Below are 17413 nucleotides of genomic sequence, written 5' to 3'. Positions count from 1 at the left end.
CACAAAATCCTTGCAACGATCATCGATCGGCCAGCGTAAAGGCCGGCAAAGGCAGCCAGAGGGGCAGCCAAAGGGGCAGTATGTCGATCAAGGCGAGTATCTACCACCTTACCCATTACATGTACGACAAGCCCGTCCGTCTCGGACCGCAGATCATCCGCCTCAAACCGGCCGCCCATTCGCGCACCAAGGTGCTCAGCCATTCGCTGAAGGTGACGCCGTCCAACCATTTCGTGAATCTGCAGCAGGATCCCTACGGCAACTACCTCGCCCGATTCGTTTTCCCGGACCCGGTCACCGAGTTCAAGATCGAGGTCGACCTCGTCGCCGACATGACGGTCTACAATCCCTTCGACTTCTTCGTCGAAGAGGAAGCGATGAAATGGCCGTTCGCTTACCCGCCGGAACTGGTCGAGGACCTGTCGATCTACATGGTGCCCGAGCCGCCGGAACCGGCGCTCGTCGATTACCTGAAGACCTTCGACATGTCCCCGGGCCAGCCGACGGTCGACATGGTGGTCGGCATCAATGCCCGCCTGCAACAGGCGATCGGATATGTCATCCGCATGGAGCCCGGCGTGCAGACGCCGGAACAGACGCTGACCTCGGCCCTGGGCTCCTGCCGCGACACCAGCTGGCTGCTCGTCCAGATCCTGCGTCATCTCGGCCTCGCCGCCCGCTTTGTCTCCGGTTACCTGATCCAGCTCACGCCGGACCTCAAGGCGCTCGACGGCCCGTCCGGCACCGAAGTCGATTTCACCGACCTGCATGCGTGGTGCGAAGTCTATCTCCCCGGCGCCGGCTGGGTCGGCCTCGATCCGACCTCCGGGCTTTTGACCGGCGAAAGCCATATTCCGCTCGCCGCGACCCCGCATTTCCGCAATGCCGCGCCGATCTCTGGCGGTTATTTCGGCGAAGCGGAAACTTCCTTCGCCTTCGACATGAAGGTCAACCGCGTCGCCGAGCACCCGCGCATCACCAAGCCTTTTTCGGACGAATCCTGGGATGCGCTCGACAAGCTCGGCGAACAGGTCGACCGCGTCCTCAAGGCGCAGGATGTCCGCCTGACGATGGGCGGCGAACCGACCTTCGTGTCGATCGACGATTTCGAATCCGGCGAATGGAACACCGATGCAGTCGGCCCGACCAAGCGCGAAAAGGCGGATGTCCTGATCCGCAAGCTGCGCGAGCGTTTCGCGCCGGGTGGCTTCCTGCATTACGGCCAGGGCAAGTGGTATCCCGGCGAAAGCCTGCCGCGCTGGACCTTCTCGCTCTACTGGCGCAAGGACGGCCGGCCGATCTGGAGCAATCCGGACCTCGTCGCCGAGGAAGGCCGCAATTACGGCGTCGGCGAGCAGGATTCGGAAAGGCTGCTCACCGGCATCGCCACCGAACTCGGCATCACCCCCGACATGGTCGTGCCGGCCTATGAGGACCCGGCCGAATGGATCATCAAGGAAGGCTCGCTGCCGGACAATGTCGATCCGTCCAATTCCAAGCTCAAGGACCCGGAAGAGCGCAACCGCATCGCCCGCGTCTTCGAGCGCGGCCTCACCAGCCCGAGCGGTTATGTCCTGCCGGTCCAGGCCTGGAACGCGAAGGCGAGCGGCAAGCGCTGGATCAGTGAGAAATGGCGCACCCGCCGCGGCCGCATCTTCCTGGTGCCCGGCGACAGCCCGGTCGGTTACCGCCTGCCGCTCGGCACCCTGCCTTATGTCCCGCCTTCGCAATTTCCCTATATCCACGAGGCCGACCCTTCCATCCCGCGCAATCCGCTGCCGGACGTGATCGTCCCGGCCGGCCGCGCCATGCCGGAATCCTCCTTCAAGGCGGGGGACGCGGCCAATCCCGGCCGCGTCGAACAAACCCTCGGCGAGATCGGCGGCGCGGTGCGCACCGCAATCTCGGTCGAAGCCCGCGACGGCCGGCTCTGCGTCTTCATGCCGCCGGTGGAAAAGATCGAGGACTATCTCGAACTGATCGCCGCTGCCGAAAACGCCGCGACCGCACTCGGCCTCGCCGTGCATATCGAGGGCTATGCGCCGCCGCATGACGAGCGCATCAACGTCATCCGCGTCGCGCCCGATCCGGGCGTCATCGAGGTCAACATCCATCCGGCCGCGAGCTGGAAGGAAACGGTTGCGACCACCACCGCGATCTACGAGGAGGCCCGCCAGAGCCGCCTCGGCGCCGACAAGTTCATGATCGACGGCCGCCACACCGGCACCGGCGGCGGCAACCATGTGGTGGTCGGCGGCGCCAATCCCAACGACAGCCCGTTCCTGCGCCGCCCCGACCTGCTGAAGAGCCTGGTGCTCCACTGGCAGCGCCACCCGTCGCTCTCCTACCTGTTCTCCGGCCTGTTCATCGGTCCCACCTCCCAGGCGCCCCGCATCGACGAAGCCCGCCACGATTCGATGTACGAGCTGGAAATCGCGCTCGCCCAGGTGCCGGCGCCCGGCCAGGGCGTGCCCCCGCTGCCATGGCTGATCGATCGCCTCTTCCGCAACCTTCTGACCGATGTCACCGGCAATACCCACCGGTCGGAAATCTGCATCGACAAGCTGTTCTCGCCGGACGGCCCGACCGGCCGCCTCGGCCTCGTCGAGTTCCGCGGCTTCGAGATGCCGCCGAATGCCCGCATGTCGCTTGCCCAGCAATTGCTGGTCCGGGCGCTGATTGCCCGTTTCTGGAAGAACCCGCTGCAGGGCCGCTTCGTGCGCTGGGGTACCACGCTCGCCGACCGCTTCATGCTGCCCCATTACGTCTGGGCCGACTTCATGGACGTGCTGCAGGATCTTCGCGAAAACGGCTTCGACCTTCGCCCCGAATGGTTCGAGGCGCAGCTCGAATTCCGCTTCCCCTTCTTCGGCGAGGTCGAATACGAAGGCTCCAAGCTGGAGCTGCGCCAGGCGCTCGAACCCTGGCACGTGATGGGCGAACAAGGGGCGATCGGCGGCACCGTGCGGTATGTCGATTCGTCGGTCGAGCGCCTCCAGGTCCGGCTCGAAACAACCAACCCGGCCCGCTATACCGTCGCCTGCAACGGCCGCGCCGTACCGCTCAAGGCCACCGGCACGTCCGGCGTCTCGGTTGCCGGCGTCCGCTTCAAGGCCTGGCAGCCGGCCGCCGGCCTGCATCCGGTCCTGCCGGTTAATACGCCGCTCACATTCGACATATATGATACATGGTCCGGCCGTTCGATCGGCGGCTGCATCTATCACGTTGCCCATCCGGGCGGGCGTAGCTATGACACCTTCCCGGTCAACGGCAACGAGGCGGAGGCACGCCGCCTCGCCCGGTTCGAGCCGTGGGGGCATACGGCGGGCGGCTATACGCTGCTGGCCGAAACGCCCTCGCCCGAATTTCCGCTGACGCTCGATCTGCGCCGGCCGCAAGGAGTCTGAAACGCCCGATGTCCAAGGCACCGGCAACCGAACGCAAGGCAAAAGAGGGGATCGCTGGCGATCCCCTCCTCGGTTATGCCGCACTCCCGGGCGTTGCCGACGAGATGCTCGACGCGAAGGGGCAGATCCGGCCGGTCTGGCGCAACCTGATCTCCCATCTCGGCCGCATGACCGAGCACGAGCGCCGCGAGCGTTTCGCCCGCGCCGACCGTTACCTGCGCGATGCGGGAGTCTTCTACCGCACCTACGGCGCTCAGGGCAGCGGCGAGCGCAACTGGCCGATCAGCCACGTGCCGGTCCTCATCGACGGCCGAGAATGGGAGACGGTCTGCAAGGGCCTGACCCAGCGCGCCGATCTTCTGGAAGCGCTGATCGCCGATATCTACGGCGACAACAAGCTGGTGCAGGAGGGTTTCCTGCCGCCGGCGCTGATTGCCGGAAACGCCGAATTCCTCCGCCCGCTGGTCGGCGTCAAGCCAGTCGGCGGCCATTACCTGCATTTCTGTTCGTTCGAGATCGGCCGCGGTCCGGACGGCAACTGGTGGGTGCTTGCCGACCGCACCCAGGCGCCGTCCGGTGCCGGTTTCGCGCTCGAAAACCGCGTCGCCACCACCCGCGCCTTCTCCGATATCTACGCCGAATCGCATGTCCACCGCCTCGCCTCCTTCTTCGGCGCCTTCCGCGATGCACTGCAATCCCACAAGCAGAACCCGGAGGATCGCATCGCGGTCCTGTCACCAGGCCCTGCCAACGAGACCTATTTCGAGCACGCCTATATCGCCCGCTATCTCGGCTTCATGCTGCTCGAAGGCGAAGACCTTACCGTCGTCAACGACCGCGTCATGGTCCGCACCGTGGCCGGCCTCAAGCCCGTGGGAGTGCTCTGGCGCCGCCTCGACGCGGCCTACGCCGATCCGCTCGAACTCAACCAGCACTCCCATATCGGCACGCCCGGCATGGTCCAGGCGCTGCGTGCCGGCGCGCTCACCTTCGTCAACGCGCTCGGCTCCGGCATTCTCGAGACCCGCGCGCTGCTGGCGTTCGCGCCGACCGTCTGTCGGCGGCTGATCGGCGAGGACCTGATCATGCCCTCGATCGCCACCTGGTGGTGCGGGCAGAAAAAGGAACGCGAGCACGTCGCCAAGAATATCGAGCGCATGGTCATCGGGCCGGCCTATTCGCGGCTGCCCTTCTTCGACGACAACGGCCAGTCGGTACTCGGCTCGTCGCTGCGCAAGACGGCGAGGGACACGGTCGGCGAATGGCTGGCGACCGAAGGCGCCAAGCTGGTCGGCCAGGAGGTCGTGACGCTTTCGACCACGCCCGCTTATGTCAACGGCAAGCTCACGCCTCGGCCGATGTCGCTGCGGGTCTTCGCCGCCCGCACCGAACACGGCTGGCAGATCATGCCGGGCGGCTTTGCCCGCATCGGCGCCGGCGACGACGTGGCGGCGATCGCCATGCAGTCGGGCGGGGCCGCCGCCGACGTCTGGATCGTCAGCGACAAGCCGGTCGCAAGGGCGACGCTCCTGCCGCCCGAGGAAAGTTTCACCCGCAACATGCCCGGCAGCCTGCCGAGCCGCGCGGCCGACAATCTCTACTGGCTCGGCCGCTATATCGAGCGGGCCGAAGGCGCCCTGCGCATTCTGCGCGCCTGGCATCTGCGCTATGCCGAGTCTGCCGATCCGAACGCACCGCTTCTGGCCGATGTCACCCGCTACCTGAAGGGCATCGATGTCGAGATGACCAAGGCGGTGCCGGCATCGCTCCTGCGCAACATCGACAGCGCCATCTATTCGGCGAGCAACATTCGCGACCGTTTCTCGCCGGACGGCTGGCTGGCGCTGACCGACCTTGCCAAGACCGCCCGCCGCTTCCACGAAACCGTCCATGCGGGCGACGACGCCTCGCATGCGATGACCGTGCTCCTGCGCAAGCTTGCGGGCTTTGCCGGTCTGGTGCATGAAAACATGTACCGTTTCACCGGCTGGCGTTTCCTGTCGATCGGCCGCCACCTGGAGCGCGGCATGCACATGACCCGGCTGCTCGGCCACATGTCAGGCCCGGACGCGCCGGACGGCTCGCTCGACATGCTGCTCGAGATCGGCGACAGCGTCATGACCCACCGACGCCGCTACAACGTCAATACGGCAAGGCTGACGGTCGCCGATCTCCTGGCGCTCGATCCCCTGAACCCGCGCTCGATCCTGTTCCAGCTGAACGAAATCCGCACCGAGGTGGAGCAATTGCCGAACGCTTTCGTCAACGGCCAGATGTCGCCCTTCTACCGCGAGGCGATGCGGCTGCATTCCGGCCTTGCGGTGATGACCCCGGAAGCCATGAACGACGATACCTACCAGAAGATCGAACTGGAGATGGAGAAGCTGTCCGATATCCTCGGCCAGACTTATTTCAGCTGATGCTTTACGATCTCTCCCTCCACATGGGTTATACCTACGACGTGCCGGCCTCGGGCGCCCGCCACGTGATCCGCCTCCTGCCGCTCTCCCTGCCCGACCGGCAGCGGCTGATCGCCGGCTCGATCACCGTCAGCCCGCATGCCGATGAGCGGACCACCTTTATCGATTTTTTCGGCCAGCAGGCGACGTCCGTGCTGCTGCGTGCGCCGCACGAAACGCTCGACATCCGCATGCAGGCCCGCGTCATGGTGGAAACCACCTCGATGACGGCGGACCTGTCGCCGGAACTGGCGACGCTTGGCGACGAACTGGCGGATTTCTGGTCGGTCGATGCCGCCTCCCCGCATCACCTGACCGCACCGAGCCCGCGCCTTGCCGAGGAACCGCTGATCGCCGCCTATGCCCGAGAGATCGTCAAGCCCGGCCAGACCGTGCTGGAGATCGCGCTTGGCATCTGCGCCCGCATCCACAAGGACTTTACCTACGACGCCAAGGCGACCGAGGTCGATACGACGCCGAAGGAGGCTTTTAGGCTGAAGCGCGGCGTGTGCCAGGATTTCACCCATATCATGATCGTGGCGCTCCGCAGCCTCGGCATTCCGGCCGGTTATGTCAGCGGCTTTCTGCGCACCATTCCGCCGCCGGGCAAGGAGCGCCTCGAAGGCGCCGACGCCATGCATGCCTGGGTGCGGGTCTGGTGCGGCGAGACCATGGGGTATGTCGAACTCGATCCGACCAACAATATTCCGGCCGGCAGCGACCATATCGTCGTCGGATACGGCCGCGACTACTCCGACGTCGCCCCGGTGATCGGCGTCCTTAAAGGTTACGGAAACCAGAACGCCGTGCAGGCGGTGGACGTCATTCCGCTGAAATCGTGACATCCCGCTCCGTTTTGGCGCTGATTCTTGGCATTCGGTAAAATTGCAACGAATGGTTTAGGCCTTCCTATACCCGCTAGGAATACACCACGGATGTTCAAATGAATTGAACGGATCTGGGGGCTATGATGAAGCACACACTTTTTGCGCGGCTGGCACAGGACCGCGCCGGCAATTTCGGTATCATGACAGCTGCCATGCTTCCCGTCCTGCTGGCAGTCGGCGGCGTCGCGGTCGATTTGACACAGGCGATGGATCAAAAGAACCAGCTCCAGGCGCTGGCCGACGGCGCCACGCTCGCCGCTGCCGCCGCCATGGCCGACAAGGGCACCATGACGACGGCGGAAGCCCAGAAGCTCGGCACCGATATGTTTGTCGCCCAGAAGATGGAGGCGATTAAGAATTCCGGTGTTTCGGCAGAGGAACAAGCTGCAGAAGAGGCCAAGCTCAGAGCGAACACCCAGACGTTGGTAACCTCCTCGGGCAGTTCCACTACGGCCGCCAGCTACGAGGTCCGCATGAAGTCGAGCTACGATGTGCCGCTCAGCGGCCTGACCTCGCTTCTCGGCTTCCGGACCATACGCGTCAGCATCGAAAGCGTCGCCGCGAGCGGCCGCGAAGGCAATGCCCTTTCCATGTACCTGGCGCTCGACGAATCCGGGTCGATGGCCTGGGACACAACTACCGTGAACTCCGTCACGCCGACGAAGACCGATTGGGTCGATGGACCATACGAATGCGGTAACAAGAATAATTCGAAGACCTGCTACGGCTGGCATATGGGAACTGTGCCCAACTACATAACGAAGATGGAGTCGCTCAAGGCCGCCGGCGGCGTCATGTTCGCCGAACTTGAAAAGGCCGATCCGAACCACGAACTGATCCGTGTCGGCGCCGATTCCTACGACGACCAGACGAAGGCCCAGCAGAGCATCCAGTGGGGCACCACCGCGGTGGATAGTTATGTCAAGAAGCTGCCTGCCGTGCCGGATGGCGGCACCGACGCCAGCGGCGCGCTGACCAATGCGTTCAATGCCCTGAAGAATGCCAACACCGCCGAAAAGACCGCCCATAACGGCAAGGGCAACACCAACTTCGATCGCTACATCGTTTTCATGACGGATGGCGAGATGACCGGCAACAGCGGGACCTGGAATTCGACGATCGACACCAAAGTCCGCAACACCTGCCTGAGCGCGAAAAGCGACGGCCTGACGGATGCCGCAAAGCTGAAGCTGAAGAACGGGCAGCAGCTCACGGAAGAGGAAATGTCAAAGGGCATCAAGATCTACACGATCGCCTTCATGGCGCCGGACAAGGGCAAGCAGCTGTTGAACTACTGCGCCAGCGGCCCCGGATATTATTACGAGCCGACTGACATGACGACCCTCGTGAAAACTTTCGGCGAGATCGCCCGCAAGGCCGCTCAGACCGGAACCCGCCTGACCAACTGAACCTGCCTTCCAGAAAAGGCGCAAAGACGCTCCGCCCTCACCGGCGGGGCGTTTTTCGTGGTCTCGTCGGAGCGATACACGCAAAGATAAATCGGTCATTGCACAGTGTCATAACGGTGCATAAACTGGTTCTATACATCATGCCAGATGGACTGAATCGGACGCCCTTCCTCCCGCTCCCCAGAAAGTTGGCGACATATGAACAACACGTCTTCTCCGGTCGAAATTCCCCAGCCGGCCCCCCGCAGCTCCCGCCCCGAAATTATGGCGGAAGAGATCATCGAGCGCCTGACCTACCGTATCGGCAAGGACGCCAAGGTGGCCAAGCCGCACGACTGGCTGACCGCCACGATCCTGGTGGTGCGCGACCGCATCATCGATACCTGGATGGAATCGACCCGCAAGGTTTATAAAACCGGCGGCAAGCGCGTCTATTATCTCTCGCTCGAATTCCTGATCGGCCGCCTGATGCGCGATGCCGTCAGCAACATGGGCCTGATGGGAGAAATCCGCGACGCGCTGTCCTCCCTCGGCGTCGATATCGACGTGATCGCCGTTCTGGAACCCGATGCCGCGCTGGGCAATGGCGGTCTCGGCCGTCTCGCGGCCTGTTTCATGGAGAGCATGGCGACGGTCGATATTCCGGCCTATGGCTACGGCATCCGCTACGTCCACGGCCTGTTCCGCCAGCAGATGGCCGACGGCTGGCAGGTCGAGCTTCCGGAAAGCTGGCTCGCCCACGGCAACCCCTGGGAATTCGAACGCCGCGAGAGCTCCTACGAGATCGGTTACGGCGGCACGGTCGAGACGGTCGGCGGTTACGACGAGACGCCGCGCTATGTCTGGAAGCCGGCCGAACGCGTCATCGCCATGGCCTATGACACGCCGGCCGTCGGCTGGCGCGGCAAACGCGTCAACACGCTGCGTCTCTGGTCGGCCCAGCCGATCGATCCAATTCTATTAGACGCCTTCAACGCCGGCGACCATATCGGCGCGCTGCGCGAAAGCAACAAGGCCGAAAGCCTGACCCGCGTCCTCTACCCGGCCGATGCCAACCCGGCCGGCCAGGAACTGCGCCTGCGCCAGGAATTCTTCTTCTCATCGGCCTCGCTTCAGGACATCCTGCGCCGCCACCTGCAGCAGTATCCCGACTTCACCAACTTGCACGAGAAGGTCGCAATCCAGCTCAACGACACCCACCCGGCCGTATCGATTGCCGAGCTGATGCGCCTCTTGACCGACATCCACGGCATGGATTTCGAGCAGGCCTGGTCGATCACCCGCCAGACCTTCTCCTACACCAACCACACGCTTTTGCCGGAAGCGCTGGAAACCTGGCCGGTACCGCTGTTCGAGCGCCTTCTGCCCCGCCACATGCAGATCGTCTACGCGATCAACGCCCTGATCCTGATCGAGGCACGCAAGCAGAAGAGCTTCTCCGACACCCAGATCCGCGCGATTTCGCTGATCGACGAAAGCGGCGACCGTCGCGTCCGCATGGGCAACCTTGCCTTTGTCGGCTCGCATTCGGTCAATGGCGTCTCGGCCCTGCATACGGACCTGATGAAGGTCACGGTCTTCGCCGACCTGCACACGATGTATCCGGCCCGCATCAACAACAAGACCAACGGCATCACCCCGCGCCGCTGGCTGATGCAGTGCAACCAGGGCCTCACCTCGCTGATCCAGGAAGCGATCGGCGACGAGTTCCTCGACAATACGGATGCCTTGCAGGGCCTCAACGCCCATGCCGACGACAAGGCCTTCCAGGAGAAGTTCGCCGCCGTGAAGCGGGCCAACAAGGTGCAGCTCGCCAACCTCGTCGGTAGCCGCATGGGCATCCGCATCGACCCATCGGCGATGTTCGACATCCAGATCAAGCGCATCCACGAATACAAGCGCCAGCTTCTCAACATCATCGAAGCCGTTGCCCTCTACGACCAGATCCGCTCCCATCCGGAACTCGACTGGGTCCCGCGCGTAAAACTGTTCGCGGGCAAGGCGGCGCCGAGCTATCACAACGCCAAGCTGATCATCAAGCTCGCCAATGACGTGGCGCGCGTCATCAACAACGACCCTGCCGTCCGCGGCCTGCTCAAGGTCGTCTTCGTGCCCAACTATAACGTCTCGCTCGCCGAGATCATCGTTCCGGCCGCCGATCTTTCCGAGCAGATCTCGACCGCCGGCATGGAGGCATCCGGCACCGGCAACATGAAGTTCGCATTGAACGGCGCGCTGACCATCGGCACGCTCGACGGTGCGAATGTCGAGATGCGCGACCATGTCGGCGAGGAGAATATCGTCATCTTCGGCATGACCGCCGACGAGGTCGCCAAGGTCCGTTCCGAGACCTACCAGCCTCGCGCCATCATCGAGAAGTCACGTGAACTCGCCCAGGCGCTCAACGCCATCGCCACCGGGGTTTTCTCGCCGGACGACCGTTCCCGCTTCACGGCCCTCACCGACGGCATCTACAATCACGACTGGTTCATGGTCGCCGCCGATTTCGACGCCTATGCGGACGCCCAGCGCAACGTTGACCAAATCTGGTCCGACCCTAAATCCTGGTATTCGAAGACAATTCGCAATACCGCCCGGATGGGATGGTTCTCCTCGGACAGAACTATTCGTCAGTATGCGTCTGAAATCTGGAGAGCCTGATGAAAAAATCGCCGCGCGTCGATGACGGGAGAGCTCCTGGGGAGATTCCGTTATCCGAGATCGAGGCGATTTTGGAAGGCAGGCATACCAATCCCTTCGCCGTCCTGGGGCTTCACAAGCTCGGGGACGGTTTCAGGGTCCGTTGCTTCGTTCCCGGTGCCGAGGCCGTCACTGCATTGTCGCTCGGCGGCGCCGAACTGGGTGAACTGACGTGCCACCACGAGGCCGGGTATTTCGAAGGCCTCGTCAACGCCACCCACCTGCAGCCGATCCGTTACCGTGCCCGCCGCGGTGACGACGAGTGGGCGGTCACCGACCCCTATACGTTCGGCCCGGTGCTAGGGCCTATGGACGACTATTTCGTCCGGGAGGGCTCGCACCTGCGCCTCTTCGACAAGATGGGCGCCCATGCCCTGAAACACGAGGGTGTCGAGGGGTTCCATTTCGCGGTCTGGGCGCCGAACGCCAAGCGCGTTTCCGTCGTCGGCGACTTCAACGGCTGGGACGGCCGCCGGCACGTCATGCGCCTGCGAGTCGATACCGGTATCTGGGAAATCTTCGCCCCCGATGTCAGAGCCGGCTCCGCCTACAAGTTCGAGATCGTCGGCAAGAACGGCAAGCTCCTGCCGCTGAAGGCTGACCCCTATGCCCGCCGTGCGGAACTGCGCCCCGACACCGCCTCGGTCACCGCACCGGAACTCTCCCAAAAATGGGACGACGCGGCCCACCGGGAATTCTGGGAAAAGGCCGACCACCGCCGCCAACCGATCTCGATCTACGAAGTGCATGCCGGCTCCTGGCGCAAAAAACCGGACGGCTCCTTCCTCTCCTGGGACGAGCTCGCCTCGGAACTGATCCCCTATTGCACCGACATGGGCTTCACCCATATCGAGTTCCTGCCCATTACCGAGCATCCGTTCGATCCGTCCTGGGGCTACCAGACGACCGGCCTTTTCGCCCCGACCGCCCGCTTCGGCGAGCCCGAAGGTTTCGCCCGTTTCGTCAACGGCTGCCACAAGGTCGGCATCGGCGTCATCCTCGACTGGGTGCCCGCCCATTTTCCGACCGATGCCCACGGCCTGCGCTTCTTCGACGGCACCGCACTTTACGAGCATGCCGACCCCCGCCAGGGTTTTCACCCCGACTGGAACACGGCGATCTATAATTTCGGCCGCAACGAAGTCCTCTCCTATCTCGTCAACAACGCGCTCTACTGGTCGGAGAAATTCCATCTCGACGGCCTGCGCGTCGATGCCGTCGCGTCGATGCTCTATCTCGACTATTCGCGCAAAGAAGGCGAATGGGTGCCGAACGAATATGGCGGGCGGGAAAACCTCGAAGCCGTTCGCTTCCTGCAGAAGATGAATTCCCTCTCCTACGGCGCCCATCCCGGCGTGATGACGATCGCCGAGGAAAGCACCTCCTGGCCGAAGGTCTCGCATCCCGTCCACGAAGGGGGGCTCGGCTTCGGCTTCAAGTGGAACATGGGCTTCATGCATGACACGCTGAGCTACCTGCAGCGTGAGCCAATCCACCGCAAGCATCACCACAACGAACTCACCTTCGGCCTGCTCTACGCCTATTCGGAGAATTTCGTGCTGCCGCTGTCCCACGACGAAGTGGTGCACGGCAAAGGCTCGCTGATCGCCAAAATGGCCGGCGACGACTGGCAGAAATTCGCAAACCTGCGGGCCTATTACGGTTTCATGTGGGGTTATCCCGGCAAGAAGCTGCTGTTCATGGGCCAGGAATTCGCCCAGTGGAGCGAGTGGAGCGAGGCCCGTTCGCTCGACTGGAACCTGCTCCAGTACCACCCGCACGAGGGCATGCGCCGCCTAGTGCGCGATCTCAACTTCTGTTACCGCTCCAAACCCGCGCTGCATGCCCGTGACTGCGAGGGCGAAGGTTTCCGCTGGCTGGTCGCCGACGACGCGGAAAATTCGGTCTACGCCTGGCTGCGCATGTCGCCGGGAGAAAAGCCGGTGGCGGTGATCAGCAATTTTACACCCGTCTACCGTGAAAATTACCGCGTCCCCTTGCCAACCGAAGGCAGATGGCGGGAAATCTTGAATACCGACGCCGAGATCTACGGCGGCAGCGGCAAAGGCAATGGGGGTCGCGTTCAGGCAGTGAACGCGGGAGGAACCGTTCAGGCCGAAGTCACGCTGCCGCCGCTCGCGACGATCATGCTCGAACTGGAACAGGCATAAGGGACCTTGGGAGGGAACAATGAACGAAAAGAGAATTCAGCCCCTGTCGCGTGATGCAATGGCCTATGTGCTTGCCGGCGGCCGCGGCAGCCGCTTGAAGGAACTCACCGACCGCCGCGCCAAGCCCGCCGTCTATTTTGGCGGCAAGGCACGCATCATTGATTTCGCGCTGTCGAACGCGCTGAATTCCGGCATCCGCCGCATCGGGGTCGCAACGCAGTACAAGGCGCATTCGCTGATCCGCCACATGCAGCGCGGCTGGAACTTCTTCCGCCCCGAGCGCAACGAAAGCTTCGACATCCTGCCCGCCTCCCAGCGCGTCTCCGAGACGCAATGGTACGAAGGCACCGCCGACGCCGTCTTCCAGAACATCGACATCATCGAGGCCTACGCGCCCGAATACATGGTCATCCTCGCCGGCGACCACGTGTACAAGATGGACTACGAATACATGCTGCAGCAGCATGTGGATTCAGGCGCCCAGGTCACCGTCGGCTGCCTGGAAGTGCCGCGCATGGAAGCGACCGGCTTCGGCGTCATGCATGTCAACGAGAAGGACGAGATCATCGCCTTCGTCGAAAAACCCGCCGACCCGCCCGGCATTCCCGGCAATCCGGATTTTGCGCTCGCCTCGATGGGCATCTACGTCTTCCACACCAAGTTCCTGATGGACATCCTGAAACGCGACGCGGAAACGCCCGGGTCGAGCCGCGATTTCGGCAAGGACATCATCCCCTATATCGTCGAACACGGCAAAGCCGTCGCCCATCGTTTCGCCGATAGCTGCGTCCGCTCCGATTTCGAGCGCGAGCCCTACTGGCGCGATGCCGGCACGGTCGACGCCTACTGGCAGGCCAATATCGACCTGACGGAAATCGTCCCCGGGCTTGATATCTACGACAAGTCCTGGCCGATCTGGACCTATGCGGAAATCACCCCGCCGGCCAAGTTCGTCCATGACGACGAAGATCGCCGCGGCTCAGCGACCTCCTCGGTCGTATCCGGCGACTGCATCATCTCCGGTTCGTCGCTCAATCGAAGCCTGCTCTTCACCGGCGTTCGCGCCAATTCCTATTCCCGCCTCGACGGCGCGGTCGTGCTGCCGAATGTCAGGATCGGAAGACGCGCGCAGCTTCGCAATGTCGTCATCGATCACGGTGTAACCATTCCCGAAGGCCTGGTGGTCGGCGAGGATCCCGAACTCGATGCGAAACGTTTCCGCCGCACCGAAAACGGCATCTGCCTGATCACCCAGACGATGATCGACAAACTGGACCTGTAACGCGTTATGGAAGTGCTTTCGGTTGCGTCCGAAGTCTATCCGCTGGTCAAGACCGGTGGACTTGCCGATGTGGCCGGCGCGCTGCCGATTGCACTGAAAGGACATGGCGTTTCAGTGAAGACGCTGATGCCCGGTTATCCGGCGGTGATGCGGGCAGTGAAGGACGCAAGGTTCGTCATCAGCTTCGACAATCTGCTCGGCGCCCGGGCCAACGTGCTCGAAGTCGAGCATCAGGGGCTCGATCTGCTCATCCTTGATTCGCCCGTCTTCTTCGACCGTCCCGGCGGACCCTATGTCGATGCCACCGGCAAGGATCACTTCGACAACTGGCGGCGATTCGCGGCCCTCTCCAAGGCCGGCGCGATGATCGCGCAAGGGGCCATGGCTGATGGCGATAAGGGCTGGCGGCCGGATATCGTCCACGTGCACGACTGGCAGGCGGCGATGGTGCCGGCCTACATGCGCTATTCCGCCGAACCCGAAGTGCCGACGCTGATCACCATCCACAACATCGCCTTCCAGGGCCAGTACGGCGCCGATATCTTCCCCTATCTCGAACTGCCGGCACATGCTTTCGGCATCGAGGGCGTCGAATATTTCGGCGGTGTCGGCTTCCTGAAGGCAGGCCTGCAGACGAGTTGGGCGATCTCGACCGTCAGCCCGTCTTATGCCGAGGAAATCCTCACCCCCGAATTCGGCATGGGTCTCGAAGGCCTGCTAACGATCCGCCAGGGCGATCTCCATGGCATCGTCAACGGCATCGATGCCGACATCTGGGACCCGGCCACCGACCCCGCGGTGAAATCCCACTACAACGCCGCGACGCTGAAGACCCGCGCCGAGAACAAGCAGGCGGTTGCCGAACGCTTCGGCCTCGACCAGGAGGCCGGGCCGCTGTTCTGCGTCATATCGCGTCTCACCTGGCAGAAGGGCATGGACCTGCTCTCCGAGACGCTCGACGATCTCGTCGCCATAGGCGGCCGGCTCGCCGTGCTCGGCTCCGGCGACCGGGCGCTCGAAAACGCCTTCCATGCGGCCGCAAAACGCCATCCCGGCAAGGTCGCCGTCCTCTCCATCTATGACGAACCGCTCTCCCACCTGATGCAGGCGGGCTGCGATGCGATCGTCATTCCCTCCCGCTTCGAGCCCTGCGGCCTCACCCAACTCTACGGCCTGCGCTACGGCTGCATTCCGGTCGTCGCGCGCACCGGCGGCCTGAACGACACCGTCATCGACGCCAGCCACGCGGCGGTCGCCTCCAAGGCCGCGACGGGCGTCACCTTCGGACCGGTCACCACCGACAACCTGCGCCGGGCGCTTCGCCGCACGGTTCGCCTCTACCATCAGCCGAAGGTCTGGACGGGGATGCAGAAGCAGGGCATGAAATCCGATGTCTCCTGGGAGAGAAGCGCCGGTCTCTATGCCGGCCTCTATGCCAGCCTCATTGCCAAAAAAGGATCATGACCATGATCAAGACCGTTTCGACGACACCCTTTCAGGATCAGAAGCCGGGCACGTCCGGCCTGCGCAAGAAGGTTCCGGTCTTCGCGCAGGAAAACTACGCGGAGAACTTTATCCAGTCGATCTTCGACAGTCTCGAAGGCTTCGAGGGCCAGACGCTGGTGATCGGCGGCGACGGCCGCTACTACAACCGCGAAGTCATCCAGAAGGCAATCAAGATGGCCGCAGCCGCCGGCTTCGGCAAGGTCATGGTCGGTCAGGGCGGCATCCTCTCGACGCCCGCCGCCTCCAACATCATCCGCAAGTACAAGGCCTTCGGCGGCATCATCCTCTCGGCCAGCCACAATCCCGGCGGACCGACCGAGGATTTCGGCATCAAGTACAATATCGGCAATGGCGGCCCGGCCCCGGAAAAGATCACCGACGCGATCTTCGCCCGCTCCAAGGTCATCGATACCTATAAGATCGCCGATGTCGCCGATCTCGATCTCGATGCGATCGGGACCTTCGACGTCGCCGGCATGGCGGTCGAGGTGATCGATCCGGTCGCCGACTATGCCGAACTGATGGAACAGCTCTTCGACTTCCCGTCGATCCGGTCGTTGATCGCCAGCGGCGTCAACGTGGTCATCGATTCGATGGGCGCCGTCACCGGCCCCTATGCGCGGCAGATCCTCGAAAACCGCCTCGGCGCCCCGGAAGGCTCGGTGCGCAACGCGGTTCCCCTGCCGGATTTCGGCGGCCACCACCCGGACCCGAACCTCGTCCACGCCAAGGAACTCTATGACGACGTGATGAGCCCCGGCGGCCCGCATTTCGGCGCCGCGTCCGACGGCGACGGCGACCGCAACATGATCGTCGGCAAGGGCATGTTCGTCACCCCCTCCGACAGCTTGGCAATCATCGCCGCCAACGCCACCGTGGCGCCCGGTTACGCCCGCGGCATCGCCGGCATCGCCCGTTCCATGCCGACCAGCGCCGCCGCCGATCGCGTTGCCGAAAAGCTCGGCATCGGCATGTTTGAAACCCCGACCGGCTGGAAATTCTTCGGCAACCTGCTCGACGCCGGCAAGGCCACCGTCTGCGGCGAGGAAAGCTTCGGCACCGGCTCCGACCACGTGCGCGAAAAGGACGGCCTCTGGGCCGTGCTCTTCTGGCTGAACATCATGGCCGCCCGCAACGAAAGCGTCGCCGAAATCGTCAAGTCGCACTGGGCCGAATATGGCCGCAACTACTACTCCCGCCACGATTACGAGGAGGTCGATTCGGACGCCGCCAACCTCCTGATCACCGCCCTGCGCGACAAGCTGGCCACCCTTCCCGGCCAGTCCTTCGGCGCACTGAAAGTCGCAACCGCGGACGACTTCGCCTATCACGATCCGATCGACGGCTCGGTCTCCAAGAACCAGGGCATCCGCATCCTCTTCGAAGGCGGCTCCCGCGTCGTCTTCCGCCTCTCCGGCACCGGCACGTCAGGCGCCACGATCCGCGTCTATGTCGAGCGCTACGAGCCGGATCCGTCCCGCCATGCGATCGACACCCAGGAGGCGCTCGCCGACCTCATCGCGGTTGCCGACCAGATTTCCGATCTCCGCAAGAGGACAGGCCGCGACAAGCCTACCGTGATTACGTGAGCC

9 protein-coding genes are annotated in these 17413 nt (G+C 63.4%); all 9 read left to right on the top strand.

The features are described from left to right. Nucleotides 1–80: 80 nt before the first annotated feature. The 9 genes from J2857_RS02565 to J2857_RS02525 all read left to right on the top strand — a co-directional run bounded on the left by J2857_RS02565 (nucleotide 81) and on the right by J2857_RS02525 (nucleotide 17410). The gene (locus J2857_RS02565; RefSeq protein WP_210008405.1) at nucleotides 81–3407 is read left to right on the top strand and encodes a DUF2126 domain-containing protein; all 3327 of its coding nucleotides are present in this window, start codon (nucleotides 81–83) and stop codon (nucleotides 3405–3407) included. Between the two features lie 8 nt (nucleotides 3408–3415). Then, nucleotides 3416–5827, top strand: coding sequence for a circularly permuted type 2 ATP-grasp protein (locus J2857_RS02560; RefSeq protein ID WP_210008404.1), 2412 nt, complete (start codon nucleotides 3416–3418; stop codon nucleotides 5825–5827). Then, nucleotides 5827–6708: a transglutaminase family protein gene (locus J2857_RS02555; protein ID WP_210008403.1), complete on the top strand. Its 882-nt coding sequence runs from the start codon at nucleotides 5827–5829 to the stop codon at nucleotides 6706–6708. The genes J2857_RS02560 and J2857_RS02555 overlap by 1 nt, the downstream gene beginning before the upstream one ends. 125 nt (nucleotides 6709–6833) lie before the next feature. Continuing rightward, complete coding sequence (locus tag J2857_RS02550; protein ID WP_210008402.1) at nucleotides 6834–8162, top strand: TadE/TadG family type IV pilus assembly protein; 1329 nt, start codon at nucleotides 6834–6836, stop codon at nucleotides 8160–8162. 198 nt (nucleotides 8163–8360) lie between these two features. Continuing rightward, the gene (locus tag J2857_RS02545) at nucleotides 8361–10823 is read left to right on the top strand and encodes a glycogen/starch/alpha-glucan phosphorylase (RefSeq protein WP_210008401.1); all 2463 of its coding nucleotides are present in this window, start codon (nucleotides 8361–8363) and stop codon (nucleotides 10821–10823) included. Further along, nucleotides 10823–13033, top strand: a complete 2211-nt coding sequence (glgB, locus tag J2857_RS02540) for a 1,4-alpha-glucan branching protein GlgB (RefSeq protein ID WP_210008400.1) — start codon at nucleotides 10823–10825, stop codon at nucleotides 13031–13033. The genes J2857_RS02545 and glgB overlap by 1 nt, the downstream gene beginning before the upstream one ends. A gap of 19 nt (nucleotides 13034–13052) precedes the next feature. Continuing rightward, on the top strand, nucleotides 13053–14315 hold the full coding sequence (glgC, locus tag J2857_RS02535) for a glucose-1-phosphate adenylyltransferase (RefSeq protein WP_210008399.1): 1263 nt from the start codon (nucleotides 13053–13055) through the stop codon (nucleotides 14313–14315). A 6-nt stretch (nucleotides 14316–14321) separates the two neighbouring features. Continuing rightward, the gene (glgA, locus tag J2857_RS02530) at nucleotides 14322–15779 is read left to right on the top strand and encodes a glycogen synthase GlgA (protein WP_210008398.1); all 1458 of its coding nucleotides are present in this window, start codon (nucleotides 14322–14324) and stop codon (nucleotides 15777–15779) included. Nucleotides 15780–15781: 2 nt separating this feature from the next. Beyond that, a complete protein-coding gene (locus J2857_RS02525; RefSeq protein ID WP_210008397.1) occupies nucleotides 15782–17410 on the top strand; it encodes an alpha-D-glucose phosphate-specific phosphoglucomutase in 1629 nt (542 codons plus the stop codon). The last annotated feature ends 3 nt before the right edge of the window (nucleotides 17411–17413 follow it).

This window comes from Neorhizobium galegae (assembly GCF_017877055.1).
Taxonomy (GTDB): Bacteria; Pseudomonadota; Alphaproteobacteria; order Rhizobiales; family Rhizobiaceae; genus Neorhizobium; species Neorhizobium galegae_D.
Note: the sequence above shows the minus strand (reverse complement) of the source record. Positions and strands in the feature narration are given on the sequence as shown.

Excerpts from the sequence above, each read along its gene's own strand:
- J2857_RS02565 (WP_210008405.1), top strand. The coding sequence starts at position 81 with ATGTCGATCAAGGCGAGTATCTACCACCTTACCCATTACATGTACGAC.
- J2857_RS02560 (WP_210008404.1), top strand. The coding sequence starts at position 3,416 with ATGTCCAAGGCACCGGCAACCGAACGCAAGGCAAAAGAGGGGATCGCT.
- J2857_RS02555 (WP_210008403.1), top strand. The coding sequence starts at position 5,827 with ATGCTTTACGATCTCTCCCTCCACATGGGTTATACCTACGACGTGCCG.
- J2857_RS02550 (WP_210008402.1), top strand. The coding sequence starts at position 6,834 with ATGATGAAGCACACACTTTTTGCGCGGCTGGCACAGGACCGCGCCGGC.
- J2857_RS02545 (WP_210008401.1), top strand. The coding sequence starts at position 8,361 with ATGAACAACACGTCTTCTCCGGTCGAAATTCCCCAGCCGGCCCCCCGC.
- glgB (WP_210008400.1), top strand. The coding sequence starts at position 10,823 with ATGAAAAAATCGCCGCGCGTCGATGACGGGAGAGCTCCTGGGGAGATT.
- glgC (WP_210008399.1), top strand. The coding sequence starts at position 13,053 with ATGAACGAAAAGAGAATTCAGCCCCTGTCGCGTGATGCAATGGCCTAT.
- glgA (WP_210008398.1), top strand. The coding sequence starts at position 14,322 with ATGGAAGTGCTTTCGGTTGCGTCCGAAGTCTATCCGCTGGTCAAGACC.
- J2857_RS02525 (WP_210008397.1), top strand. The coding sequence starts at position 15,782 with ATGATCAAGACCGTTTCGACGACACCCTTTCAGGATCAGAAGCCGGGC.